The organism is Marinobacter sp., from assembly GCF_035268745.1.
Taxonomy (GTDB): Bacteria; Pseudomonadota; Gammaproteobacteria; order Pseudomonadales; family Oleiphilaceae; genus Marinobacter.
This window is the reverse complement of the sequence record NZ_DATFKH010000137.1, coordinates 1-21997: the sequence shown is the minus strand read 5'-3', so window position 1 is coordinate 21997 and position 21997 is coordinate 1. Positions and strand designations below refer to the sequence as shown.

The 21997-nt window shown below is 56.6% G+C and carries 23 protein-coding genes, 3 tRNA genes and 1 pseudogene; 22 read left to right on the top strand and 5 right to left on the bottom strand.

The window, feature by feature from the left end; all coding sequences use genetic code 11:
* Nucleotides 1–131: 131 nt before the first annotated feature.
* From ruvB to nadA, 11 genes are all read left to right on the top strand, one after another.
* Nucleotides 132–1160: a Holliday junction branch migration DNA helicase RuvB gene (ruvB, locus tag VJ956_RS10900; protein WP_324084742.1), complete on the top strand. Its 1029-nt coding sequence runs from the start codon at nucleotides 132–134 to the stop codon at nucleotides 1158–1160.
* Nucleotides 1153–1584 (top strand): YbgC/FadM family acyl-CoA thioesterase, encoded by a 432-nt coding sequence (locus VJ956_RS10895; RefSeq protein WP_324084740.1) that lies wholly within the window; start codon nucleotides 1153–1155, stop codon nucleotides 1582–1584. The genes ruvB and VJ956_RS10895 overlap by 8 nt, the downstream gene beginning before the upstream one ends.
* A gap of 28 nt (nucleotides 1585–1612) precedes the next feature.
* Nucleotides 1613–2293, top strand: a complete 681-nt coding sequence (gene tolQ / locus VJ956_RS10890; protein WP_324084738.1) for a protein TolQ — start codon at nucleotides 1613–1615, stop codon at nucleotides 2291–2293.
* A 6-nt stretch (nucleotides 2294–2299) separates the two neighbouring features.
* Nucleotides 2300–2746, top strand: coding sequence for a protein TolR (tolR, locus tag VJ956_RS10885; protein WP_324084736.1), 447 nt, complete (start codon nucleotides 2300–2302; stop codon nucleotides 2744–2746).
* A 6-nt stretch (nucleotides 2747–2752) separates the two neighbouring features.
* Nucleotides 2753–3775: a cell envelope integrity protein TolA gene (tolA, locus tag VJ956_RS10880; RefSeq protein ID WP_324084746.1), complete on the top strand. Its 1023-nt coding sequence runs from the start codon at nucleotides 2753–2755 to the stop codon at nucleotides 3773–3775.
* 19 nt (nucleotides 3776–3794) lie between these two features.
* The gene (gene tolB, locus VJ956_RS10875; RefSeq protein WP_324084735.1) at nucleotides 3795–5111 is read left to right on the top strand and encodes a Tol-Pal system beta propeller repeat protein TolB; all 1317 of its coding nucleotides are present in this window, start codon (nucleotides 3795–3797) and stop codon (nucleotides 5109–5111) included.
* 28 nt (nucleotides 5112–5139) lie between these two features.
* Nucleotides 5140–5733 (top strand): peptidoglycan-associated lipoprotein Pal, encoded by a 594-nt coding sequence (pal, locus tag VJ956_RS10870; protein ID WP_324084733.1) that lies wholly within the window; start codon nucleotides 5140–5142, stop codon nucleotides 5731–5733.
* A 247-nt stretch (nucleotides 5734–5980) separates the two neighbouring features.
* Complete coding sequence (gene ybgF / locus VJ956_RS10865) at nucleotides 5981–6724, top strand: tol-pal system protein YbgF (RefSeq protein ID WP_324084731.1); 744 nt, start codon at nucleotides 5981–5983, stop codon at nucleotides 6722–6724.
* Between the two features lie 37 nt (nucleotides 6725–6761).
* Nucleotides 6762–6837: transfer RNA gene (locus tag VJ956_RS10860), tRNA-Lys, on the top strand.
* A gap of 71 nt (nucleotides 6838–6908) precedes the next feature.
* Nucleotides 6909–6984 (top strand) — tRNA-Lys (locus VJ956_RS10855).
* Nucleotides 6985–7128: 144 nt separating this feature from the next.
* The gene (gene nadA, locus VJ956_RS10850) at nucleotides 7129–8190 is read left to right on the top strand and encodes a quinolinate synthase NadA (protein ID WP_324084729.1); all 1062 of its coding nucleotides are present in this window, start codon (nucleotides 7129–7131) and stop codon (nucleotides 8188–8190) included.
* A 16-nt stretch (nucleotides 8191–8206) separates the two neighbouring features.
* Here nadA and VJ956_RS10845 read toward each other — a convergent pair whose 3' ends face one another.
* Entirely contained in the window at nucleotides 8207–9640 is a 1434-nt protein-coding gene (locus tag VJ956_RS10845; protein ID WP_324084744.1) for a M48 family metalloprotease, read from the bottom strand.
* Between the two features lie 167 nt (nucleotides 9641–9807).
* On the opposite strand from VJ956_RS10845, the gene VJ956_RS10840 reads away from it, so the two are divergent.
* The 9 genes from VJ956_RS10840 to VJ956_RS10800 all read left to right on the top strand — a co-directional run bounded on the left by VJ956_RS10840 (nucleotide 9808) and on the right by VJ956_RS10800 (nucleotide 17786).
* Nucleotides 9808–10035, top strand: a complete 228-nt coding sequence (locus VJ956_RS10840; RefSeq protein WP_324084727.1) for a sulfurtransferase TusA family protein — start codon at nucleotides 9808–9810, stop codon at nucleotides 10033–10035.
* Nucleotides 10036–10065: 30 nt separating this feature from the next.
* Nucleotides 10066–11169 (top strand): AI-2E family transporter, encoded by a 1104-nt coding sequence (locus tag VJ956_RS10835; protein ID WP_324084725.1) that lies wholly within the window; start codon nucleotides 10066–10068, stop codon nucleotides 11167–11169.
* Between the two features lie 69 nt (nucleotides 11170–11238).
* Nucleotides 11239–12117: a 4-hydroxy-tetrahydrodipicolinate synthase gene (gene dapA / locus VJ956_RS10830; protein ID WP_324084723.1), complete on the top strand. Its 879-nt coding sequence runs from the start codon at nucleotides 11239–11241 to the stop codon at nucleotides 12115–12117.
* Nucleotides 12118–12157: 40 nt separating this feature from the next.
* A complete protein-coding gene (bamC, locus tag VJ956_RS10825; protein ID WP_324084720.1) occupies nucleotides 12158–13234 on the top strand; it encodes an outer membrane protein assembly factor BamC in 1077 nt (358 codons plus the stop codon).
* Nucleotides 13235–13278: 44 nt separating this feature from the next.
* On the top strand, nucleotides 13279–13992 hold the full coding sequence (purC, locus tag VJ956_RS10820; RefSeq protein WP_324084718.1) for a phosphoribosylaminoimidazolesuccinocarboxamide synthase: 714 nt from the start codon (nucleotides 13279–13281) through the stop codon (nucleotides 13990–13992).
* A 35-nt stretch (nucleotides 13993–14027) separates the two neighbouring features.
* Nucleotides 14028–14756 carry a TIGR04219 family outer membrane beta-barrel protein gene (locus VJ956_RS10815; RefSeq protein WP_324084716.1) on the top strand — a complete coding sequence of 243 codons (729 nt, stop codon included), beginning with the start codon at nucleotides 14028–14030 and terminating at the stop codon, nucleotides 14754–14756.
* Between the two features lie 52 nt (nucleotides 14757–14808).
* Nucleotides 14809–15816, top strand: coding sequence for an NAD-dependent epimerase (locus VJ956_RS10810; protein WP_324084714.1), 1008 nt, complete (start codon nucleotides 14809–14811; stop codon nucleotides 15814–15816).
* 137 nt (nucleotides 15817–15953) lie between these two features.
* On the top strand, nucleotides 15954–17135 hold the full coding sequence (locus VJ956_RS10805) for an acetyl-CoA C-acyltransferase family protein (protein WP_324084712.1): 1182 nt from the start codon (nucleotides 15954–15956) through the stop codon (nucleotides 17133–17135).
* A gap of 90 nt (nucleotides 17136–17225) precedes the next feature.
* Nucleotides 17226–17786, top strand: a complete 561-nt coding sequence (locus VJ956_RS10800) for a DUF4136 domain-containing protein (RefSeq protein ID WP_324084710.1) — start codon at nucleotides 17226–17228, stop codon at nucleotides 17784–17786.
* A 34-nt stretch (nucleotides 17787–17820) separates the two neighbouring features.
* Here VJ956_RS10800 and VJ956_RS10795 read toward each other — a convergent pair whose 3' ends face one another.
* Nucleotides 17821–18975: a hypothetical protein gene (locus VJ956_RS10795; RefSeq protein ID WP_324084708.1), complete on the bottom strand. Its 1155-nt coding sequence runs from the start codon at nucleotides 18973–18975 to the stop codon at nucleotides 17821–17823.
* Between the two features lie 542 nt (nucleotides 18976–19517).
* Here VJ956_RS10795 and VJ956_RS10790 point away from each other — a divergent pair.
* A complete protein-coding gene (locus tag VJ956_RS10790; RefSeq protein ID WP_324084706.1) occupies nucleotides 19518–19682 on the top strand; it encodes a hypothetical protein in 165 nt (54 codons plus the stop codon).
* Between the two features lie 56 nt (nucleotides 19683–19738).
* On the opposite strand, the gene VJ956_RS10785 is transcribed toward VJ956_RS10790, so the two are convergent.
* From VJ956_RS10785 to VJ956_RS10775, 3 genes are all read right to left on the bottom strand, one after another.
* Nucleotides 19739–19815 (bottom strand) — tRNA-Val (locus tag VJ956_RS10785).
* Between the two features lie 55 nt (nucleotides 19816–19870).
* Nucleotides 19871–20497 carry a YceI family protein gene (locus VJ956_RS10780; RefSeq protein ID WP_324084704.1) on the bottom strand — a complete coding sequence of 209 codons (627 nt, stop codon included), beginning with the start codon at nucleotides 20495–20497 and terminating at the stop codon, nucleotides 19871–19873.
* A complete protein-coding gene (locus tag VJ956_RS10775) occupies nucleotides 20494–21246 on the bottom strand; it encodes a CDP-alcohol phosphatidyltransferase family protein (protein ID WP_324084702.1) in 753 nt (250 codons plus the stop codon). Before VJ956_RS10775 ends, VJ956_RS10780 begins: the two co-directional genes overlap by 4 nt.
* A 137-nt stretch (nucleotides 21247–21383) precedes the next feature.
* On the opposite strand from VJ956_RS10775, the pseudogene VJ956_RS10770 reads away from it, so the two are divergent.
* Nucleotides 21384–21997: pseudogene (locus tag VJ956_RS10770) on the top strand (zinc-binding alcohol dehydrogenase); the annotation flags it as partial.

The window sequence follows — 21997 nt, the reverse complement described above, 5'->3', positions numbered from 1 at the left end:
CAGGAACTGATCAGGCTGGCTTTGCGTGCCATGATTCCGGCAAACTGAATGTGTAAAGAGCGTAACGTGATAGTAAACCGGCTGTTTGTAGAATTGCTGTACGATGTTGATTCGAACCAACGAGTAAAACAATGATTGAGTCAGATCGCCTGATTACGGCTCAGGCCGGCCAGTATGAAGAAGTTCAGGAACGGGCAATACGTCCCGGCGTACTGGCGGACTACGTGGGTCAGCCCGCGGTTCGCGAGCAGATGGATATCTTTATTTCTGCTGCCCGTAACCGCCAGGAGGCACTGGACCATGTGCTGATTTTCGGGCCGCCGGGCCTGGGTAAAACCACGCTCGCCAACATCATCGCCAATGAAATGGGGGTGTCGATCAAGACCACCTCCGGCCCGGTGCTTGAAAAAGCCGGGGATCTGGCAGCCATGCTGACCAATCTGGAAGCGGGCGACGTGCTGTTCATCGATGAAATCCATCGCCTGAGCGCCGCCGTCGAGGAAGTTCTCTATCCGGCCATGGAAGACTACCAGCTCGACATCATGATCGGAGAGGGGCCTGCGGCCCGGTCAATCAAGCTCGATCTGCCACCGTTTACCCTGGTGGGCGCAACCACCCGGGCCGGTCTGCTGACCTCGCCGCTGCGGGACCGTTTTGGCATTGTCCAGCGTCTGGAGTTTTACAACACTGAAGATCTGACCAGCATCATTCTGCGCTCGGCACGGCTGTCTTCCGTCACCATTGATCAGGGCGGGGCATTCGAGATTGCCCGTCGTTCAAGGGGCACCCCACGGATTGCCAATCGCCTGTTACGTCGGGTGCGGGATTTCGCCGAAGTGAAAGCTGACGGCGGTATCAGTGATCTGATAGCGGATCAGGCACTGAATATGCTTAAAGTAGATGCGCAGGGTTTCGATCATATGGATCGCCGGTTACTGCTGGCCATGATCGAGAAGTTTGACGGCGGGCCTGTTGGCGTGGAAAGCCTTGCCGCCGCCATCAGTGAAGAACGGGGCACCATTGAGGATGTTCTCGAACCCTTCCTGATTCAGCAGGGCTACATGCTGCGCACGCCGCGGGGCCGCATGGTGACATCCAGCGCCTATCAGCATTTCGGGGTAATTCCGGCAAATTCTGACCGGGAGGATCTTTTTGACTGAGTCCGCAACTGATGTTTTCTCACTGCCCGTGCGTGTCTATATCGAGGATACCGACGCCGGCGGGATTGTCTTCCATGCCAAATATCTGCATTTTATGGAGCGCGCACGCACCGAATGGGTGCGCAGTTTTGGTGTAGGGTTGCGCGACGGGCTGAGTGACAACATCAGCTATGTGGTTCAGAAACTGTCGATACATTATGGCGTGCCGGCAAAACTTGATGACCAGTTGCTGGTAACGGCGGAGCCGGCCGGTTATGGCAAGGTGTGGATGAATTTCCGGCAGCGGGTCCTGCGGGCGTCGGACCGCAGGGAGCTGGCCGCCGCCGACGTCCGGGTGGCCTGTATTGCCCTCGATTCCGGGCGACCGCGCCGACTGCCACCAGCGATGCTGGAACTGCTCGCGGAAACCGGTCTAACGTTCTAACGAATAAGCAACGAACAAGGAGCTAAAGGTGGAGTCGGAACTTTCAGTCTGGTATCTCATTGCCAATGCCGGGGTACTCGTTCAGCTGGTGATGCTGTTGCTGGCGCTGGCCTCGGTGGTGTCCTGGGCCATTATTTTCCAGCGTGTACAGGTGTTCAGAAAAGCCAGACAGGCCCAGGAAGCCTTTGAAGAGCGTTTCTGGTCCGGTATGGACCTGGGAAAGCTTTATCGGGAGGTGACTCAGAACCCCACGCCCTTCTCCGGTATGGAATCGGTTTTCCGCTCCGGCTTCAAGGAATTTTCCCGTCTGCGACAGCAGAGCCGTGACGCTGACGCGGTAATGGAAGGCAGCCAGCGGGCCATGAGAGTCGCGTTTTCACGGGAGCAGGAGCGACTGGAAGCGCATTTGCCGTTTCTGGCTACGGTCGGCTCCACCAGCCCTTACGTCGGTCTGTTTGGCACGGTCTGGGGCATCATGAATTCCTTCCGCGGTCTGGCCCAGGCCCAGCAGGCCACCCTGGCGACGGTTGCGCCGGGCATTTCGGAAGCCCTTATTGCTACCGCCATGGGTCTTTTTGCCGCCATTCCTGCGGTTATTGCCTATAACCGGTTCTCGGCAATGTCTGATGCGCTGCTGAAAAACTATGAAACCTTTGCTGATGAATTTTCCAGCATTCTGCACCGTCGGGTACACAACTCTGAGGAGTAACGCGTTATGAAAGGCATGGGAATGATGCCACCCCGGCACCGCAAACCAATGTCGGAAATCAACGTGGTGCCCTATATCGATGTGATGCTGGTGCTGCTGGTGATTTTCATGGTGACAGCACCAATGCTCACTCAGGGTGTCAAGGTAGATCTGCCGGAAACCACTTCCGAGCCTATCCAGGCTGACAAGACTGTGGAATCCATCGTAGTGTCAGTGGATAGCAACGGGGCTTATTTCATGGAAATAGGTGACGACAGCAGCCAGGCCATGGCACTGGAAGCGGTTCGCGACCGGGTCGCAAAGATTCTTGCCCAGCGTAGTGACCGGGAAGTGCTGGTCCGGGGTGACGAGAACGTGGGTTACGGCACGGTGGTGCGCCTGATGGCGCAGTTGCAGGCGGCCGGGGCCTCCAATGTCGGCCTGATCACCGAAGCCCCCAGGAGTAATGAGTAAACCGTGATGAGCCATGACCGGGGAACAGGAGACACGGCGCAGGCTCCCTGGAAGTCGCCTGTGATGCTTTCGGTGTTTCTGCACGGGCTGATTGTGGTGGTCACGCTGGCCGGCTGGTCGTGGGCCCGGCCCGATAATCCGGCGCCGCCCCCGAGTATTTCGGCCCGACTGGTAACCCAGGCGGAACCCGAGCCCAGCCCGGTGGTCGATGTTGTCGACGAACCCGACCGGGAACAGGAGCGCCAGCAGGCCCGGGAAGAGGAACGCCGCAGGCAGCAGGAAGCCGAGCGTCGCCGGCAGGAGCAGGAGCGGGCCGAAGAAGCCCGGCGCATCCGGCAGCAGCAGGAAAAGGAGCGGCAAAAGCAGGCAGAGGCTGAGCGTGAACGCGAGCAGCAACGCCAGAGAGAACAGCAGGCGGCAAAACAGAAAGCCGAAGCCGAAGCCAAAGAGCAGGCCCGGCAAAAAGCCGAAGCAGAACAGCGCCGGCAGGAAGCTGCCCGCAAGGCGGCAGAAGCTGAGCGCCGCGCCGAGGAGCAGCGGCGCCGGCAGGAAGCAGAGCGCAAGGCCCGGGAACAGGAACAGGCGCGACTTGAGGCCGAGCGCAAGCGTAAGGAGCGTGAGCGTCAGTTGCGGGAATCACAGCTGGAAGCCCTGGCAGATGAAGCATTGCAGCAGCGTCAGGCTGAGGAGCGCAGGCGCAAAGAGGCGGCTGCCGCCAGGGCACGACAGGCCGAGATGCTGACCGAAAGCCAGAAGTACCGGGCGTTGATCCGGGACCGGCTTATGAGGGAGTGGTATCCGCCAGCGGCGGCGACCAGTGCCATGTCGACAACGCTGCAGATAACCCTGTTGCCCACCGGTGAGCTGGCCTCGGCCAGTATTGTGTCAGCCAGTGGCAACACCGCATTCGATAATTCAGCCCTGAGTGCAGCGCGTTCTGTGGGCCGTTATCCGGTGCCGGATGACCCGCAGATCTTTGATCAGTATTTCCGGCGTTTCCCTATAGAATTCAACCCAGAAAACCGGTAACAGAGGCAGTGAGGCAATCATGAAGAATCGGGACAACCTGTGGGGCAGACGGCTTTCAGTGCTGATATTTGTATGGATATCGCTGCTGGCCGTTCCTGCAGTGGGTGATGAACTGCTTATCCGGATAACCGAAGGCGCGGATTCAGCCATTCCGATATCGGTGGTGCCCTTTTCCGAGTCCGGGCAGATGCCAGCCGAGGAAAAAGTCTCCCGTATCATTCAGAACGATCTGCAGATGAGTGGCGAGTTTGACCCGCTGCCGCCCGAACAGATGCTCAGCCTGCCATCCGAGGGCAGCGACGTTTTTTTCCGGGACTGGCGACTGCTGGGTCAGCGCTATGTTCTGGTGGGGCAGGTAAGCAATGCCGGTGGCACGCTCCAGGCGCAGTATGAGCTTTATGATGTCAGCCAGGAAAAAAGACTGGTCGGCGCCACGGCATCGGCGCCTCTGTCCGCATCACGCTCGCTGGCCCACCACATCAGTGACCGGGTGTACGAGGCCATAACCGGCGTGCCGGGCGCTTTTTCCACCAGGCTTGCCTACGTAACCCTGGAGCGCCTGGTAAGCGGCCCCGTCTACCGGCTGCAGGTCAGCGATGTCGATGGCAAGCGCGCGCGGATCCGGCTCGAAAGCGATGAGCCCATCCTGTCCCCGGCCTGGTCGCCGGACGGAACAAAGCTGGCCTATGTTTCCTTTGAAACCGGAAAGCCGGCAATCTACGTCCATGAACTGGCGTCGGGGCAGCGTCAGCGGGTCGCCGATTTCAGTGGCCTTAACTCTGCGCCAGCCTGGTCGGACGATGGTCGTTCCCTGCTGATGACGCTGTCGAAAGACGGCAATGCGGAAATTTACCGGATGAACCTGGCCAGTGGCGACCTTAAACGGCTGACGAATCACTGGTCCATTGATACCGAGCCGACCTATGACCATACCGGCCAGGGCTTTTTCTTTACCTCGGATCGCTCCGGCGGCCCGCAGATCTATCACCAGGCCAGTGATGATGCAGCGCCTCGCCGTATTACCTTTGGCAGCCGTTACAACGCCCGGCCGCGAACTGATTCATCGGGGGATTATGTATACTATGTCCATCAGCGGGAAGGCGCCTTCAGTATCGCCCGAACCAATCTGGAAACCGGGGACGAAACAGTCCTGACACGCACTGAATCGGATGAATCACCCAGCCTGTCGCCGAATGGCAGGATGTTGATTTATGCCACCAAAAGCGGTGACGGCAGCGTTCTGACTGTGATCTCCGCCGAGGGAGGCGCCGCCTACAGCCTGCCAGCATCTCGCGGTGAGGTGCGTGATCCGGCCTGGTCGCCCATTGTTCGATAGCAATTTAACCAAACCAAAGGAAATGAGCATGAAAATGACAGTGTCACAGAAACTGATAGCCCTGGTTTTCTTCCTTGGCCTGATGGCCGGTTGCAGCAGCACCGGTGACACCATGGGTCAGGATGACATGGAAGCCGGTTCCGACGCCGGAACAACGTCCGGCCAGCAGGAGCAGGGTGGCAGCACAGTTTTCGGCGGTGGTGATGGCAGCGGAGTATCATCCGCTGAAATGACGGACGAGCAACGCCGCGAAGCCGAGGCCCGTGCCGAGAGGGCACAGGAGCAGGCGATGCGGGAGATCACAACGTTCTACTTTGATTTTGATACCGCCGAAATCAAACCCGAAGCCCGTGATGTGCTGATTGCCCACGCCCGTTTCCTGCAGGCCAACCCGGGGCAGAATGTGCGGATTGAAGGCCATGCCGATGAGCGTGGCACCAAGGAGTATAACCTCGCCCTGGGCGAGCGTCGCGCCAATGCGGTGCAGCGTTTCCTGGTGGTCAATGGCGCAGCGCGCGGCCAGACCGAAACCGTCAGCTACGGTGAAGAAAAGCCCGCGGTCATGGGTGACAGCGAGAGCGCCTGGGCCCAGAACCGTCGCGTTGAACTGATTTTTCAGTAAACTGATCTTTCGATAACAGGCAACTATCAATGAGTAACAAAGTAAGTGGACAGGTCCTTTCAAAACCGTCCGGAGCCATGGGTGAAGAGCGTAAGCTCTTCACGGGCTGGCCAAGGATGGCCGGCCCTGGACCCTCAGTGCGACGCAGGAGCATTAAGCACTTAGGGGCGGAGGCCGAGCGTACAGGGAAGTATTCACAGCGTGTTTTGGAAGGACCTGTCCGCTTACTAACGCACGGATTAGTATCATGAGACCAATGCTCATGGCGTCTTTGCTTCTGCCGCTGGCTTTCTGGCCAGGAGGATCTGCTCTGGCGCAATCTTCCGGGGGCGCCGGCACCAGCAGCCAGGCCAACGCCGAACTATTCTACATGATCCAGCAGCTCCAGAGCGAGGTTCGGCGTCTGCAGGGCAATGTCGAAGAACAACGCCACCAGATTGATCGGCTGACCAGACAGTCAAGGGATCGGTACATTGATCTGGACCAGCGTATTCTGCAGCTTTCGGCAGACGTCGCTGGTCTTCGCCAGCCGGCCTCAGAGCCGGCCGGGCAGGACGGTTCCGAGGGTGAAAATGCTCCGGTAGAACAGCGGGAGTATCGTCAGCCGACGGCTGAGGAGCGGAAGGATTACGCCGCGATCCAGACCCTTATTCGTGAAGAAAAGAAGTTTAACGAGGCCATTAACGGCATCTATGACTTCATTGACAAATACGACGAGGGCGATCTGACGGTCAATGCCTATTACTGGCTCGGCGAGGTTTACCTTGCGGAAAGTCAGCTGGAACAGGCGAAACAGGCATTCACCATTGTGGCAACACGATACGCCGACCATCGTAAGGCGCCAGACGCAGTCTACAAGCTGGGCGTGACCCTCGATCGTCAGGGTGAAACCGAGGAGGCTGTCCGCCGTATGGAAACCGTGGTCCGGAATTATCCGGACAGCAATGCGGCAGCGCTGGCAAAAAAGTATCTTGACGGTAAAAGGGGTTGATCGGCGCTGAAAAATCATTACTATATGCGCCTCGTTTGGGTCGTTAGCTCAGTTGGTAGAGCAGTTGGCTTTTAACCAATTGGTCGAAGGTTCGAATCCTTCACGACCCACCAGATCAGCAAGCGATATGGTGGCCGTTCATTATCTCGCTCGGGTTTCCGGATACCGGGAAACCGTCAGTTATGGGTCGTTAGCTCAGTTGGTAGAGCAGTTGGCTTTTAACCAATTGGTCGAAGGTTCGAATCCTTCACGACCCACCAACACGAAGGGGGCAAATCTGCTTCCTGATCAAAAAAGAGCCTGAGGGCTCTTTTTTTTTGCCCGAACGATCGCATATCTGCAGCACAGGAGCGTAATAAACGGTATGTGTATAATGTTCCAGAGCCAACTGTTGAGAGCTTGCAATGACCTATGCCGAAGACCGAATCCAGGTGCGGGAATATCTTGCCCACCGCGCCGAGCCGAAACCACTGAGTGCCAGTGAGAAATCCTATCTTGAAGCCCGCATAAAACGCGCACTGAAGGCCGAGGATGCCGTGCTGGTTGCCCATTACTATACCGATCCGGATATCCAGCGCCTTGCCGAGGAGACCGGCGGCTGCGTGGCTGACTCGCTGGAAATGGCCCGGTTCGGTAACCGCCATCCGGCGTCAACCGTGGTCGTCGCCGGTGTCAGGTTCATGGGCGAGACCGCCAAGATCCTTAATCCCGAAAAGCGGGTATTGATGCCGACCCTTGAGGCAACCTGCTCACTGGATATCGGTTGTCCGGCCGACGAGTTCGCGGAATTCTGTGACCAGCATCCGGATCGCACAGTCGTGGTCTATGCCAACACGTCGGCCGCGGTCAAAGCTCGCGCTGACTGGGTAGTCACTTCCAGCTGTGCTCAGGCCATTGTGGAATCGCTTGATGCCAGGGGCGAAAAGATTCTCTGGGCGCCCGACAAGCACCTCGGGCACTATGTTCAAAAAACCACAGGCGCTGACATGCTGCTGTGGGACGGCTCCTGTATCGTGCACGAGGAGTTCAAACACCGGGGTCTTGAAGACCTGAAAGCGCTGTATCCGGAGGCAGCGGTGCTGGTGCACCCGGAATCCCCGGATGCCGTGGTCGAAATGGCCGATGTCGTGGGCTCCACATCACAGCTCATTCATGCGGTCCAGACCTGGCCGAACGAGCAGTTCATTGTCGCGACCGACAACGGCATCTTTTACAAGATGCAGCAACTGGCGCCGAACAAAACCCTGATCGAGGCGCCAACCGCCGGTAACGGCGCGACCTGTCGCAGCTGCGCCCATTGCCCCTGGATGGCCATGAATGGCCTGGAAAATCTGCTTCGTGTTATTGAACAGGGTGACCAGCAGGTGCATGTTGATGCCGGGCTCAGGGAAAAGGCCCTGCGACCGCTCGAACGGATGCTGGACTTTACTGCGAACATGAACCTCAAGGTGGCCGGCAATGCCTGACCGGCACGCCCTGCAGTTACCCCCTGCGCCGTTCCGCCAGAGCAGAGGAAACCTCTGAGAGCCGCTCTGTGACGACCAGATGCATCGGCGTTCCCGCCGGCAGTTTTTCCTGGGCCTGGCGGAGCTGGCGAACCGCACCTTCAAGATCGCCAATCAGTATGTTGTGTTCGGCCCGGGCGCGGTGCACACCGACAATGTTCCGGGCCATGCCCTGGGCTTCGGCCAGTTGCAGCCACAGATATTCACGGCTCGGGTGCTCCCGGGTCAGGCTTTCCAGGTAATTGACAGCCTGTTCGGCATTTCCGGCGGCTATTTCAATGGCGGCAAGTCTGTCGGTGATGGGGTAGTTGCCGGGATTCCGCTCCAGCGCCGACTGCATAAGCTGTCGGGCTGCCTCAAACCTTTCCTGCGCCATCAGGGCCTCAGCCAGGGTAACCTGATAGGTGATTCGCCCGGGGCTGTCTGCAAGCAACTGGCGCAATTCGGCTTCCGCCTTCTGCAACTGGTTATCATTGATCAGAGCCACGGCAAGACCATAGCGCACGGCGTTCTCGTGTTCGGCTGCGGACTGTTGCAGGTAACTGTCAAAAGCCTCGACCGCCAGTTGTGAAGACCGGGCGTACCGCACCTGGAGCCTGGCGCGAATCAGATGATACTCGGTGGAATCCGCAAACTCGCCCTCGGGATACTGCTCGGCCCGGCTACGGGTGTCCGACACGCGGCTCTGAGTGAGAGGGTGGGTGGACAGATATTCCGGCATCCGGTTTCCCTGCATCCGGTTCTGGCGCATCATGATTTCGAACATTTCCGGCATGCCTCTTGGATCCATGCCCGAATCTGCCAGTATTTCCATGCCTATTCTGTCGGCTTCCTGCTCATGGCTACGACTATAGGCAAGCATATTCTGCACGGCCATTGCCTGGGTTCCGGCAATCGCCGCAATGCCGATATCGGACTGGGTTACCGCCGACAGAATAATGCCTGCGACCATCCCGGCGATGGTCAGGGGTGCACTCATCTGCTGTTGTTCCAGGCGCCGGGCGAAATGGCGCTGGCTCAGATGGGCAAGCTCGTGGGCCAGCACCGACGCAAACTGCTGCTCGCTCCGGGCATTCAGAAACAGTCCGCCATTGACCCCGACAATATTGCCGGGAACCGCGAAAGCGTTAATATCGGGGCTGTCGATAACGACAAGTGTCAGCTTGCGGCTGTTCAGCGGTGCTGACGGAACCAGTCGATAAACCATGGCGCTCAGGTAGTCATAGACCAGCGGGTCTTCAATCTGGCCAGCGGAGCGCCTGATCGACATCATCACCTGCCGCCCGATATCGCTTTCCTGTTGCTCGGATATCAGGCCGCCACCGACACCGCCAATCGTTGGCAGCGGATTATCGCCCGACTGGCTCCTGACCTGGGGCGACAGCGCAAGCAGCAAAAAGCAGAGCAGCATCACGCCCACTGACCGGTATATTGCACTGTCTGTCAAACCCATGTCGGTATGACGTTGCTTCATGGCTCTGGGGTACTCCCGGCTTTGATACTATGATGATGCATTAAAGTCGTTCGGGCTGCATAATGCCCGTTTCAGGATTCACTTGATTCGGATGCCCTGTTTGTATGGCGGATCGTACGCTCGATGCTACCGGACTGCGCTGTCCGATGCCCCTGCTGAAGACAAAACTGGAACTCAGTGGTATGGCCCCCGGCGAAGAACTCCTGGTCATTGCCACAGATTCCGGGTCGGCCAGGGATATTCCTGCCTACCTGATGTTGACCCGCCATGAGTTGCTCAGTTCCTCGGAAGAGGGAGGCCGGTACAGGTTTATGATAAAATGCGCCTGTTGATCCCGCGCCGGAAGTCCCTCGGAGTTATAAATGATTAAAACTTTACGTGGCCTTGCCCACAAATACTTTTCAGATGAAGAAGCCATCATTCTTTTTCTGCTGCTTCTGGTCGGTACGGGTTTTGTCATTCTGTTCGGTGCCATGCTGGCGCCTGCCATCGCCGCAGTTATCGTCGCTTTTATTCTGCAGGGCCTGGTCACCAAGCTGAATCGCCTCGGGATACCTGAAGCGGTATCGATTACCGTGGTTTTTCTGGTTTTCCTCGGCGTGCTTGTCGGTTTTCTTCTGGGTCTTCTGCCATTGATATGGCGCCAGGTGACATCGCTGGCCGGCGAAACACCGAGAATCTTCCGCGAGCTGCAGACCTATCTTGAGCTGTTGCCCGAGCAATATCCGGCGCTGATATCCATTGAGGGTCTCAACGCCATTTACACCCAGGTAACCAACGAAGCCGGCCGCATGACCCAGTGGCTGGTTTCGTTCTCACTGGCCAGCATTCCCGACCTGGTCGCGCTGCTGATCTATATAGTGCTGTTGCCGATACTGGTGTTTTTCTTTCTCAAGGATCGCGCCCTGCTGCTGGCCTCAATCAGCCGGTTGCTGCCTCCCCAGAGATCAATGATGGTCAAGATCTGGCACGAAGTGAATCTCCAGTGTGCCAATTACGTTCGGGGTAAAGCCGTTGAAATTCTCATTGTTGGTGGTATCACCTACGCCGCCTTCAAGTTTCTGGGTGTACCCTACGCCGCGCTGCTGTCGCTGATGGTCGGTCTCAGCGTGGTTATTCCCTATATTGGCGCTGCCGTGGTCACCATCCCGGTTGCCATGATTGCGCTTTTTGCTTTTGGCTGGGGCAGCCAGTTTATCTGGGTCATGGTTATATACGGCGTTATTCAGGCTGTTGATGGCAATGTGCTGGTCCCGCTGCTGTTCTCAGAGGTGAATAACCTGCATCCTGTTGCCATTATTGTGGCGGTGCTGTTCTTTGGCGGTATCTGGGGGCTCTGGGGTGTATTCTTTGCGATCCCGCTTGCTACCATGCTGAAAGCGGTGTTTTCTGCCTGGCCGGTAAAGAAGCAGCGGTCACCGGTTGCAGATGAACAGGTGGGGCAACAGCTGGATCATCAGGCATAAGCGCCGCTGATCCCTTGTGTCGGTTCAAGCCCAACATTACCATAGCGGATTTATTCAGACGGAGCTTTTATGATTACGGGTAGCCTTGTGGCTCTGGTCACACCCATGCATGACGATGGCAGCATCCACTGGGAGCATCTTGACCAACTGGTGGATTTTCATCTGGATAACGGAACCCACGGCATTGTTGCCGTTGGCACCACAGGCGAATCCGCCACCCTCGATCCGCAGGAACACATGACGGTGGTTGGCCATATCATCAAGCGGGTTAACAGCCGGATTCCGGTGATCGCCGGCACCGGTGGTAACAGTACCCGCGAGGCCATAGAGCTGACCCAGAAAGCCCATAAACTGGGCGCTGACGCCTGCCTGCTGGTGGTCCCCTACTATAACAAGCCGACCCAGGAAGGGCTCTACCGTCATTTCCGGACTATTGCCGAAGCGGTTCCCGGAATCAACCAGTTACTCTATAACGTGCCTGGCAGAACCGCCTGTGACATGCTCAACGAAACGGTCGAGCGCCTTGCCGACATCCCCAACATCGTCGGCATCAAGGACGCAACGGGCAACATCCCCCGCGGTGCTGAACTGGTCGAGGCCGTCAAGGGTCGCCTGGTGGTTTTAAGCGGCGATGATGCCACGGCTGCCGGGTTGATGCTGGCAGGTGCCAGGGGCAATGTGTCCGTCACTGCCAATGTCGCACCCAAAGCCATGGCCGAGTTGTGCGAGGCGGCCATTGCCGGCAACCAGGAAGAAACCGACCGTCTGAATGAACTGCTGATGCCGCTGAACCGCAAACTCTTTCTGGAAGCCAATCCGATCCCGGTAAAATGGGCTCTGCATCGCATGGGTATGATCGGGGAGGGTATCCGTCTGCCGTTGACGCCCCTGAGCGAGAAGTTTCACAGTGAAGTGGAAGATGCGCTGAAAGCTTCTGGCGTGCTATGAGTCAGGCATCACCCCCCACAAACACAACTGGAGTCGCCTGATGGCGTTTACGCTCAGGATGCTGGCATCCCTGATGGGCCTGATATCCCTATTAACCGTTGCCGGGTGCAGTCTGATGGAGGATCGCGTTCAACGCTACGTCGATGCACCGGAAGGAAAGCCGATCGAAGTTCCCGAGTCAGCCGACGAAAGCCGATTCAGCCAGCGTATGCCAATCCGGGATATTTCCGCCGCTGATTCCGGCCGGATGTACGCCTCGGAGCTGCCGGAACCCCCGGATATGACCTCGGAAATCCTGCAGCAGAACTACACCATCGAGGCGGTCGATGGTCAGGTCTGGCTGCTGGTAAACGAAGTGCCCGGCAGGCTCTGGCCTGCGGTAACCGCCTACATGAACCAGCAGGGGCTGGGTGTTGCCTATGAGAACCCCCAGTTGGGCCTGCTGCAGAGTGAGCTGGTGAATTACAGTAAACGTGCCCGGTCGCTGCTCGGACTCGCCGACAACCCTGAGGGGGAAGAACCCCGGCTGGCAGTGCAGGCAAAAGTCTCCCCGGGTATTCGCCGTAAAACCACCGAGATCCGGTTGCGCTCATTCAGGGTCGGAGACGACGGCCCGGACCAGCTCGTGGCCTGGGACGAAAACGCCAGCCGCTCACCCCGGGAGCTGGAAACCAGCCGGCAACTGCTGACCGACCTGAGTAGCTTCCTGCAGTCCCGGGAGGACAGTAAATCCTATTCCCGGGCGGCTCTGGGCATGCCCGTCGAGCCGCGGGTGAGACTGGTTTCCGAGGGTGACTCAGCCACGCGGATTGAAATGGAACTTGATTATGGCCGTTCCTGGAACGAGGTTCGCAGAGCGCTGGAAGAAGCGGATATAACGGTGATTGATCTCAACCGTGAAGAAGGCTATTTCTTTGTCGACGCCCGGCCAGAGTCGGAACAGGAGCCGGGCTGGTTTTCCTGGTTCAGCGACGCACCCGAGCCGGTTCACAGTCATGACCTGATCCTTGAGCGCAAGAATGACCGGGTAGTGGTTACCGCCTCCAGAACGGCCGATTACAGTGGCGAGGGTCGCTCTGCAGCCCTGCTGTCCAATCTTTTCGACTACCTGTACTAACAACTGCCATTGCCCCGGTTGCCGGGCATGTCCGGAGACACAGAATGGAAAAACGCGAAGAGCTATATGCCGGCAAGGCAAAATCGGTGTATCGCACGGATCACCCGGATCGGTTCGTGATGGTATTTCGTGACGATACGTCCGCCTTTGATGGCGAAAAGAAAGAACAGTTAAACCGCAAGGGCATGGTCAATAACCGTTTCAACGCCTTTATCATGGAAAAACTGGAAGCCGCAGGCGTCCCTACCCATTTCGAAGGCCTGTTGTCGGATACCGAATCGCTGGTCAGAAAACTGGATATGATTCCGGTCGAATGTGTGGTTCGAAATATTTCGGCGGGCAGTCTCTGTCGCCGTCTCGGTGTGGAAGAGGGCAAAACCCTGATACCGCCTACCTATGAGCTGTTTCTGAAAAACGACGCCATGCATGATCCGATGGTGAACGAATCGCTGGCGGTAAGCTTTGGCTGGGCTAAGGCTGAGGAACTGGAGCAAATGAAGCGATTGACCTACCAGGTCAATGACGTATTGCAAACCCTGTTTGAAGAAGCCGGCATGTTGCTGGTTGATTACAAATTGGAATTTGGTCGCGCCGATGGCGAGATTATACTGGGTGACGAGTTCAGTCCCGATGGCTGTCGTATCTGGGACCGGGAAACCCGCAAGAAAATGGACAAGGACCGTTTTCGTCAGGGACTCGGGGAAGTCATTGAAACATATGAAGAAGTCGGTCGCCGGCTTGGAATCCAGTTCGGTTGATCAGTAACTGACAACAATCTGAAAACAGGTGGTTTATGCGTAAATTAGCGATTCTTGCGGGTGGTGCCCTGATGGTGTCCGGCTCTTTTGCAACGGCCGACATTCTGGGAGTGGGGGCGAGCGCCAGTTACTGGGACTCGGATCTTAGCGGTCAGGCCGAGAAAAGCCCTGACCTGGTTGATGTTGAAAATGACCTGAACCTGAGCAGCGACGGCAACGTCAATGTCGAAGCCTATTTTGAGCATCCGGTGCCAATCCTGCCGAATGTTCGCCTCAACTATACCCGCATCGAGCAGAGTGGTGATGGCAACTTGTCCACGCAGTTCGATGATCTGACCATTGGTACTTCGGTCCGGTCGGATCTGGAACTGACCCAGCTTGATGGCACGCTTTATTACGAACTCCTTGATAACTGGGTCAACCTTGATGCCGGCCTGACCGTGCGCAGTATTGACGGTGAACTGCTGGTTCAGAACACAGCAGGCACGAAGGTCTTCACTGAAATCAGCGGGGCATTTCCCATGGCCTACGCTGCAGTCCGCTTCGACCTGCCATTTACCGGGGTGTCTGTCGGGGCCCAGGGCAACCTGATCAGTTACGACGGCGATTCAATCTCTGATTTCAACGCCTATGGCCAGTATGAGCTGTCCTTGCTGCAACTGCGGGCGGGTTACCGCCAGATGAGCATCGACTACGAAGACGACAACGACCGACTGGATGTCGAGCTGGGCGGGCCGTTTATCAGTGCCGGCCTGACTTTCTGAGCAGACCTGATTGGCAAACAGGCCAGCCCTTCCACGGAAAATGGAGAATACAGTGAAAATTCTGGTTACAGGCACCGCAGGGTTTATCGGTTCTCATCTGGCTCATCGCCTGCTTGACCGCGGCGATGAGGTGATCGGCGTCGACAACGTCAACGACTATTACGACGTCAACCTGAAAGAGGCCCGCCTGAGCCGGTTGACCTGTAAGCAGGGTTTTACGGAAATCCGCCGGGATGTGGCAGACAGGCAGGCAATGGAGTCGCTGTTTGCAGAGCACAAACCGGAACGGGTGGTGCACCTGGCAGCCCAGGCCGGAGTGCGCTACTCCATCGAGAATCCCCACGCCTATATTGATGCCAACCTGGTCGGCTTTACCAACATCCTGGAAGGCTGCCGCCACAACGATGTCAGGCACCTGGTTTACGCGTCCAGCAGCTCTGTGTATGGCGCCAACGAGGCCATGCCGTTTTCGGTCCACGACAACGTGGATCACCCGCTCAGCCTCTATGCGGCGTCCAAGAAAGCCAATGAGCTGATGGCCCACACCTATAGCCATCTGTACAACATGCCCACCACCGGCCTGCGCTTTTTTACTGTCTATGGTCCCTGGGGTCGGCCCGATATGGCCCTGTTCATCTTCACCAGGAAGATACTGAACGGCGAACCCATAGACGTATTCAACCATGGCAATCACCGGCGGGATTTCACCTACATCGACGATATCGTGGAAGGTGTTATCCGCACTCTGGACCGGGTGGCCACCGCCAATCCCGACTGGAGCGGTGCGCAGCCTGACCCGGGTACCAGTAAAGCGCCTTACCGGCTCTACAACATTGGCAGCAACAACCCGGTTGAGCTTTCCCGCTTCATCGAGATAATTGAAGACCGTGTTGGCAGGAAAGCACAGAAGAACCTGCTTCCGCTGCAGCCCGGCGACGTGCCGGCTACATACGCCAATGTGGATGATCTGATTGCAGATGTTGGCTACAGGCCATCAACACCGGTGGAAGAAGGTATTGCCAACTTCGTTGACTGGTATCGTGATTTTTACCGGGTCTGAGGGTCGGGGTGGCTTTCAGGTTGATATGGGATCTATACTTCCCTTACTTGATGGGTGCATCTTGTGGCTATCAGCCGTCAGGAGTCTCTGAACAACTCCTGAATCTTTGACAAGCAAACAACAATAGGAAGGTCTTTATGAGTAGAGAAGTCGTTGTTTTAAGCGCCGTGCGTTCCGCCATTGGTACCTTTGGTGGTGGATTAAGTAAGATAGAGCCCCAGGAACTGGCCGGCACTGTAATGAAGGAAGCCGTCAGCCGTTCAAAGGTCAATGCCGACCTGATCAACTATGTCACTGTTGGCAATTGTATTCCCACCGATTCCCGCTTTGCCTATGTGGCGCGGGTCGCGGCCATTCAGGCTGGCCTGCCGATGGATTCAGTCGCGATGGCCGTTAACCGCCTGTGCAGTTCCGGCCTGCAGGCGATTGTGAGCACCGCCCAGAATATCATGCTGGGCGATTGCGAGTACGGCGTCGGGGGTGGCGTCGAGGTCATGTCCCGGGGTGGCTACCTGTCGCCCGCCATGCGTTCGGGCGCACGTATGGGCGATACCAACATGATCGATACCATGGTCGCAACCCTGAACGATCCTTTCGGGGTCGGCCACATGGGTATTACCGCCGAGAATCTGGCGGAAAAATGGAACATCAGCCGTGAAGAGCAGGACGCCTTTGCAGCGGAATCCCACGCCCGGGCGGCACGTGCCATCGAGGAGGGCCGCTTCAAGTCACAGATCGTCCCTATCACCTTTGAGACCCGCAAGGGAACTGTGGTGGTCGATACGGATGAGCATGTAAAAGCCGGTACCACCGCGGAAGGCCTGGCGAAAATGCGCCCGGCATTCAAAAAGGATGGCACGGTAACCGCAGGCAACGCGTCCGGCATTAACGATGGCGCCGCCTTTATGGTGCTGGCCTCTGCAGACGCCGCCGAAAAGGCCGGACAAAAACCCATTGCCCGTATTGTTTCATACGCGGTGGCGGGTGTGCCGAATGAAATCATGGGTGAAGGACCGATACCGGCCTCCAAGATGGTGCTGGAAAAAGCCGGTCTGTCGCTGGACGATATGGATGTCATTGAATCCAACGAAGCCTTTGCCGCCCAGGCCATCGCAGTGTCCAAAGGCCTGGGTCTGGATCCGCAGAAAACCAACCCCAACGGTGGTGCCATCGCGCTGGGCCATCCGGTCGGCTGTTCCGGTGCGTTTATCGCCACCAAGGCGCTGTACGAGCTTGAGCGCATCGGCGGTCGCTATGCGCTGGTCACTATGTGCGTCGGCGGTGGCCAGGGTATTGCAACCATCTTTGAGCGTCTTTAGGCCTTAAGTACCCTGCAATAAAAACCCGGCGGGCGAATAAAAGCCCGCCGGGCCTTCCGCAACACACTCCTTCACCGAGGTAGCGAAACGATGTTTAACAAACGTATTCTTCCGCTGCTGGCAGTGCTGTTGCTGACGGCCTGTGCCAGCTCGCCGCGCATACAGACTATGCAGGCGCCGGGCGCGGACTTCTCCGACTACAGAACGTTTGCCTTCATGGACCCTATGGGCACTGACAAGGCCGGCTATGCCTCGCTGATCTCCCGGCAGTTGATCTTTTCGATCCGGCGCGAACTTGAGATGCTCGGGTTCGAGTACACGGACGACCCGGACCGGGCCGACATGCTCGTCAATGCCAACACGCATCTCGATGAGAAGATCCAAACCCGCGAGGTTGTCGACCCGTTTATGGGCCCGACCTACTGGGATTATCGCTACGGTTTCTACAGCTCCTGGCCTGCCTATCCGACGCGCACCGAGGTGACCCAGTATTCCGTGGGCACGCTGACTGTTGATCTTGTCGACGCCGATGAGCGAGTGATGGTCTGGGAAGGCACCGCCCGTAACGAAATCACCGAAAAAACCCGGCGTAATGCGGCGTCTGCCATCGACGAAGCGGTGACGAAGATGTTCGACCAGTTTCCACTATGAGGTTCCGCCTACTTTCATTCAGCTTAGTATATGGCTACTGGTCAATGGTAATGGTACTGATCAATTCTTTAGCAACAGCACGGGCCAGTGCCACTTTTACCTCATCGGTAGTAGCGACCTCCTGATTGCAGGTGCCGCCACTGATGGTCGGCCCAAGTAAACTATGGCTGTATTCGAAGTCAGGAATGGTGGTCTCTTGCCCATAACGCTGAATTCGAGCATTTTCACGATTCTGGCGTCGGACAAAGCGTTCGATGTCGTCTGCATTGGATACATAGCGGCGATAACCCAATTCAACGAAAACTGACTGAACGTCAGCACTGTACTCGTTGAGGCGGTGTTCCCCGATCCAGGCAACTTCCCCGGTTTTAATATGGATCAGTTTGGCATTCAGCTTCGATTCGACGATAGCACAAGTGACAGTATGATTCTCCGATTGGCTGAATTCAGGCTGAATAGCGGGGTTGTCGCGAACGAATGCCCGTAACTCGTCATTGTGACGCAGGTCGAGCGGTACATATTTAGGCGTTGCTGAATCAAAAATATTGATTTGTAAAACGTAGTCAGATTGTATGTCACCATCGTCTGCCGCCCTTATGACTTCGGATATATCAGTCAATTCGCGCTCATTCTCGCCTCTGCTTCGCCCGGAGGAGGAGGTTTGAAACCGAGCCTCAAACTCCTGGATCTGGGCCGCATAATCGGCTGCCGAAATTTCGCCTCGCTCAAATCGCTCGTTAAGGTTATCCAGAATAGGTCGCACCTCTGGGGAAACCCTGGATCTTAAGTCTGTCGTTGTTTCATCTCTTAGTTGACGGAGTTTGGCTTCAAATCGCGCTCTGCTAAGTACGCGAAAACCACTTCGCATCAATTCGATTTCAATTTGTTGCTCTGCCTCATTGAAAAAGTTCTTGGTCGTGAAGTCTTGTTCTTGTGCCTGATTGCTAACCTTGTCATCCGGCACGTTGATAACCACAGAGCTGTTCGGCCTGATAGTGTGAGTAGCCGGTTGCACGACGTTGTCCCAAACTATTCTGTCACTTTGAATGGTTAATTCTGCTTCAACCAGCACCGGTTGTTCTATCGGAACTTCGGGCATTTCAAGTGGTTCGGCCATTTTTGGGGCGCTGGAACAGCCGACCACCAGGGTAGAAACTACGACTAATGCAGCAGCTCTAATGCAAAACATACTTCTCACCTTTTTTTGGTTAACAGTAGAGTGAACTCGACTTGCGTATTCCAGACCAGGGTTGCCACTGATGCCAGACGACGCCTGACACCCCCGGTTGCGACGGAGCGGCCTCAGTGACGTAAACCCATCAGAAGACGGAGAAAGCCGGCAAGAAAGCCGGAAAATAAATCTGTCCGGTTTCTCTTTCCATTGAAAATGTCACAGACAGAATCGATATCTGATTTAAGTAATTCACTACCAAACATCAATTCCAACAACAGCAATTAACGCAAAGAATGCGCCAGAATAAAAATCTAATAAAAACATAGCGGTACCGACTAAGCATTGCTGAGAGCCTGCAAAGTGTAAACAAATTCGACGTCCCGAGGGGCACCTACACAAGCAAAACCGGGACAGATCTATTTTTTAGCGGAAAATAAATCTGTACCGGTTTCTGGATGAACATCATCGCCCGGTGACACATTGGTGCAATGTTTAGATGATTACATGGCAGATAGAGATATTTTAAATGACCCAACAATAAACAGAAGATTGAACCAATGCAGAACGCCAATCACTCATTATTCGTCGCAGTGATTACTCACAAGGGCAGGCTGGTTGCACAGTTAACGGGCAATGACCGGAAAGCTCTGGCGGACCGCGCCCATTGTTACGCAGCCAATAACAATTACCACCGCGCCGTGGTACAGATCCGCCCCAATTGAAGCCATAAAAAAAGCCACCCGGCTTGCGCTCTAGGTGGCTCTTTTAATTGATGTTCTGGTAGGACCAGGCAGATTTGAACTGCCGACCTCTGCCATGTCAAGGCAGCGCTCTAACCAACTGAGCTATGGTCCTGTGTCTCGCAACGGGGAAGGAATATACTGATTCACCTCCATGGGGTCAACCACTTTCAGTCAAACCAGCCGTCCGATTTTTTGATTGCCTCGAAACCGAACCGCAGCTTTACCTCGTCGCCCACCAGACCATTTTCCACAGCGTATGTCATTCCCCAGTCACTGCGTTTCAGGGAAGTCTCCGCGGTCAGGCCAAGGGTGTACTCCTCGTGTCCGATAGGGTAGACCTCGGATTTGTTCAGGGTAACGTTTACATCCACCGGCCGGGTCTGTCCCAGCAGGGTCAGATCGCCCGTCACCACGCCGGTGTTTTCACCAGTCGTCTCGAAATCGGTGATGGTGAAGGTGATGTCCGGAAATTTCCCGCTGTCGAGAAAGTCATCCTCGCGCAGGTGGTCGTCGCGCTTTTCGTGGTTGGTGAAGACGCTTTTGCTCTTGAAAGTCAGTTGCCCTGACGGCAGCTCCCTGTTGGCTTCGTCGTATTTGAACTGACCCTCAACTTCGCGGAACATTCCCATCACCGGGGCATAGCCGATGTGCTGAATCTCGAAATTCATCGAAAAGTGTTCATCGTCGATGACGTAGGCCTGGGGCTCAGCCAGAACCGGAGCGGCAGTGAAGGTCACAAAAGCACCCAGCAGTCCGGCCAGAGGCGCCGCTGCAGTTCTATGGATTGTGTTCATGGTGTTCTCCTTTTGTTTGCGTTGGCCTGGTAAAGCCAGCGAAGATCCGTACCAAAGGAATAGCACAATAATGCCAGCGCTAACACCAGTGACCAGAATGCCAGGGCATCCGGTGTTACCGGTAACAGCGCTACCATCAGCGTAACCAGTTGCCAGACACATACGGTCTTGCGGCGAAAACTGTCGGGCAACGGCTGATTGATAAAAGGCCAGATTCCGCCCGCGATGACAAAACCGTAGCGCATCAGGCCCAGTGCCAGGACCCAGATGCCGGCCCTTTCAAGGGCCGCAACGGCCAGGCAGAGGCCCAGGATGAACAGCGCATCAAGTTCCATATCGAAACGGGCGCCAAATCCGGTTTCGGTGCCGGTCGCCCGGGCGACCTTGCCGTCGACACCGTCCAGAATCAGGGCTATCACACAGAGTGACACGTACAGCCAGAGTGAGTTCCCGGCAGATGAAGCGATCAGCATGGAATCCCCCAGAAACGGCGCCAGGCTGACCAACGCAATGACCAGAACCCCGCGTGCCAGGGTGACACGGTTTGCCCAGCCGAAATCCCGGCGGGCAGGCCAGTAGCGATCGACACAAAAACCGGTAAACGCCCCAAGAATCGTCACCATGGCGTAAAATCCGGGCCCTGGCTGGAAAATACCGGCAAGCAGGAATGCCGTAATCAGCAACAGCAGCGCTGCCAGGAAAAGGTCAGCCTTTAGTGGCAGCGTATATGTGGCAGTGCGGAAATCCATCGTCGGGCCCTGGCGTATCACTGGCGAGTTGTTTTACCGGAAGATTGTCGCCGAATGCGTGGTTTGGCGTATGGTTCAGTATACGGCAGCGGGCGGTCTGCGGTTAACATATACCCCATCAGCGCAAGGAAACGTTTATGCCAGAGGCATTCTGGATCACCGGACCTTCCCGGGGCAGCATCAGGCCGGCGACGTTGAGTGCGGTCGTCGGGCCGGAGCAGGGCAGTCCGTCGGTTCTGGTCAGAACACGTTACACCGGAATCAGTCGCGGCACTGAATCCCTGGTGTTTACCGGTCAGGTTCCGGAATCCGAGTACCAGTCCATGCGGGCGCCGTTTCAGGAAGGTGATTTCCCGTATCCGGTGAAATACGGCTACGCCAATGTCGGACGGATAATCGAAGGGCCGGGCGAATGGCAGGGCCGCAGTGTGTTCTGCCTGTTTCCCCACCAGACCGAATTCCGGGTGCCGCAGACAGCCGTGAGTCTGCTTCCGGACGGCTTGCCCGAGGAAAGGGCGGTGCTTGCGGCGAATATGGAAACCGCGGTGAACGGGCTCTGGGATGCGGCGCCGAAGCTTGGCGACCGTATTGCCGTGGTCGGGCTGGGGGTGGTTGGCTGTCTGGTGGCCTGGCTGGCCAGCCGGATTCCGGGAACCCGGGTAACGGCGATTGATGTGAACCCCGGGCGCCGCGCCACCGCCGAGTCCCTCGGGCTGGATTTTGCGACGCAAATGACCCAGGACGATCATGA

Bases quoted from the DNA above. Each gene is read 5' to 3' on its own strand.
- VJ956_RS10775 (WP_324084702.1), bottom strand. From the start codon at position 21,246: ATGGATTTCCGCACTGCCACATATACGCTGCCACTAAAGGCTGACCTT.
- VJ956_RS10840 (WP_324084727.1), top strand. From the start codon at position 9,808: ATGGCGGATCGTACGCTCGATGCTACCGGACTGCGCTGTCCGATGCCC.
- nadA (WP_324084729.1), top strand. From the start codon at position 7,129: ATGACCTATGCCGAAGACCGAATCCAGGTGCGGGAATATCTTGCCCAC.
- tolB (WP_324084735.1), top strand. From the start codon at position 3,795: ATGAAGAATCGGGACAACCTGTGGGGCAGACGGCTTTCAGTGCTGATA.
- VJ956_RS10835 (WP_324084725.1), top strand. From the start codon at position 10,066: ATGATTAAAACTTTACGTGGCCTTGCCCACAAATACTTTTCAGATGAA.
- dapA (WP_324084723.1), top strand. From the start codon at position 11,239: ATGATTACGGGTAGCCTTGTGGCTCTGGTCACACCCATGCATGACGAT.
- ruvB (WP_324084742.1), top strand. From the start codon at position 132: ATGATTGAGTCAGATCGCCTGATTACGGCTCAGGCCGGCCAGTATGAA.
- ybgF (WP_324084731.1), top strand. From the start codon at position 5,981: ATGAGACCAATGCTCATGGCGTCTTTGCTTCTGCCGCTGGCTTTCTGG.
- tolR (WP_324084736.1), top strand. From the start codon at position 2,300: ATGAAAGGCATGGGAATGATGCCACCCCGGCACCGCAAACCAATGTCG.
- VJ956_RS10805 (WP_324084712.1), top strand. From the start codon at position 15,954: ATGAGTAGAGAAGTCGTTGTTTTAAGCGCCGTGCGTTCCGCCATTGGT.
- VJ956_RS10790 (WP_324084706.1), top strand. From the start codon at position 19,518: ATGCAGAACGCCAATCACTCATTATTCGTCGCAGTGATTACTCACAAG.
- tolA (WP_324084746.1), top strand. From the start codon at position 2,753: ATGAGCCATGACCGGGGAACAGGAGACACGGCGCAGGCTCCCTGGAAG.
- purC (WP_324084718.1), top strand. From the start codon at position 13,279: ATGGAAAAACGCGAAGAGCTATATGCCGGCAAGGCAAAATCGGTGTAT.
- VJ956_RS10795 (WP_324084708.1), bottom strand. From the start codon at position 18,975: ATGTTTTGCATTAGAGCTGCTGCATTAGTCGTAGTTTCTACCCTGGTG.
- pal (WP_324084733.1), top strand. From the start codon at position 5,140: ATGAAAATGACAGTGTCACAGAAACTGATAGCCCTGGTTTTCTTCCTT.
- VJ956_RS10845 (WP_324084744.1), bottom strand. From the start codon at position 9,640: ATGCTGCTCTGCTTTTTGCTGCTTGCGCTGTCGCCCCAGGTCAGGAGC.
- VJ956_RS10800 (WP_324084710.1), top strand. From the start codon at position 17,226: ATGTTTAACAAACGTATTCTTCCGCTGCTGGCAGTGCTGTTGCTGACG.
- VJ956_RS10815 (WP_324084716.1), top strand. From the start codon at position 14,028: ATGCGTAAATTAGCGATTCTTGCGGGTGGTGCCCTGATGGTGTCCGGC.
- VJ956_RS10780 (WP_324084704.1), bottom strand. From the start codon at position 20,497: ATGAACACAATCCATAGAACTGCAGCGGCGCCTCTGGCCGGACTGCTG.
- bamC (WP_324084720.1), top strand. From the start codon at position 12,158: ATGGCGTTTACGCTCAGGATGCTGGCATCCCTGATGGGCCTGATATCC.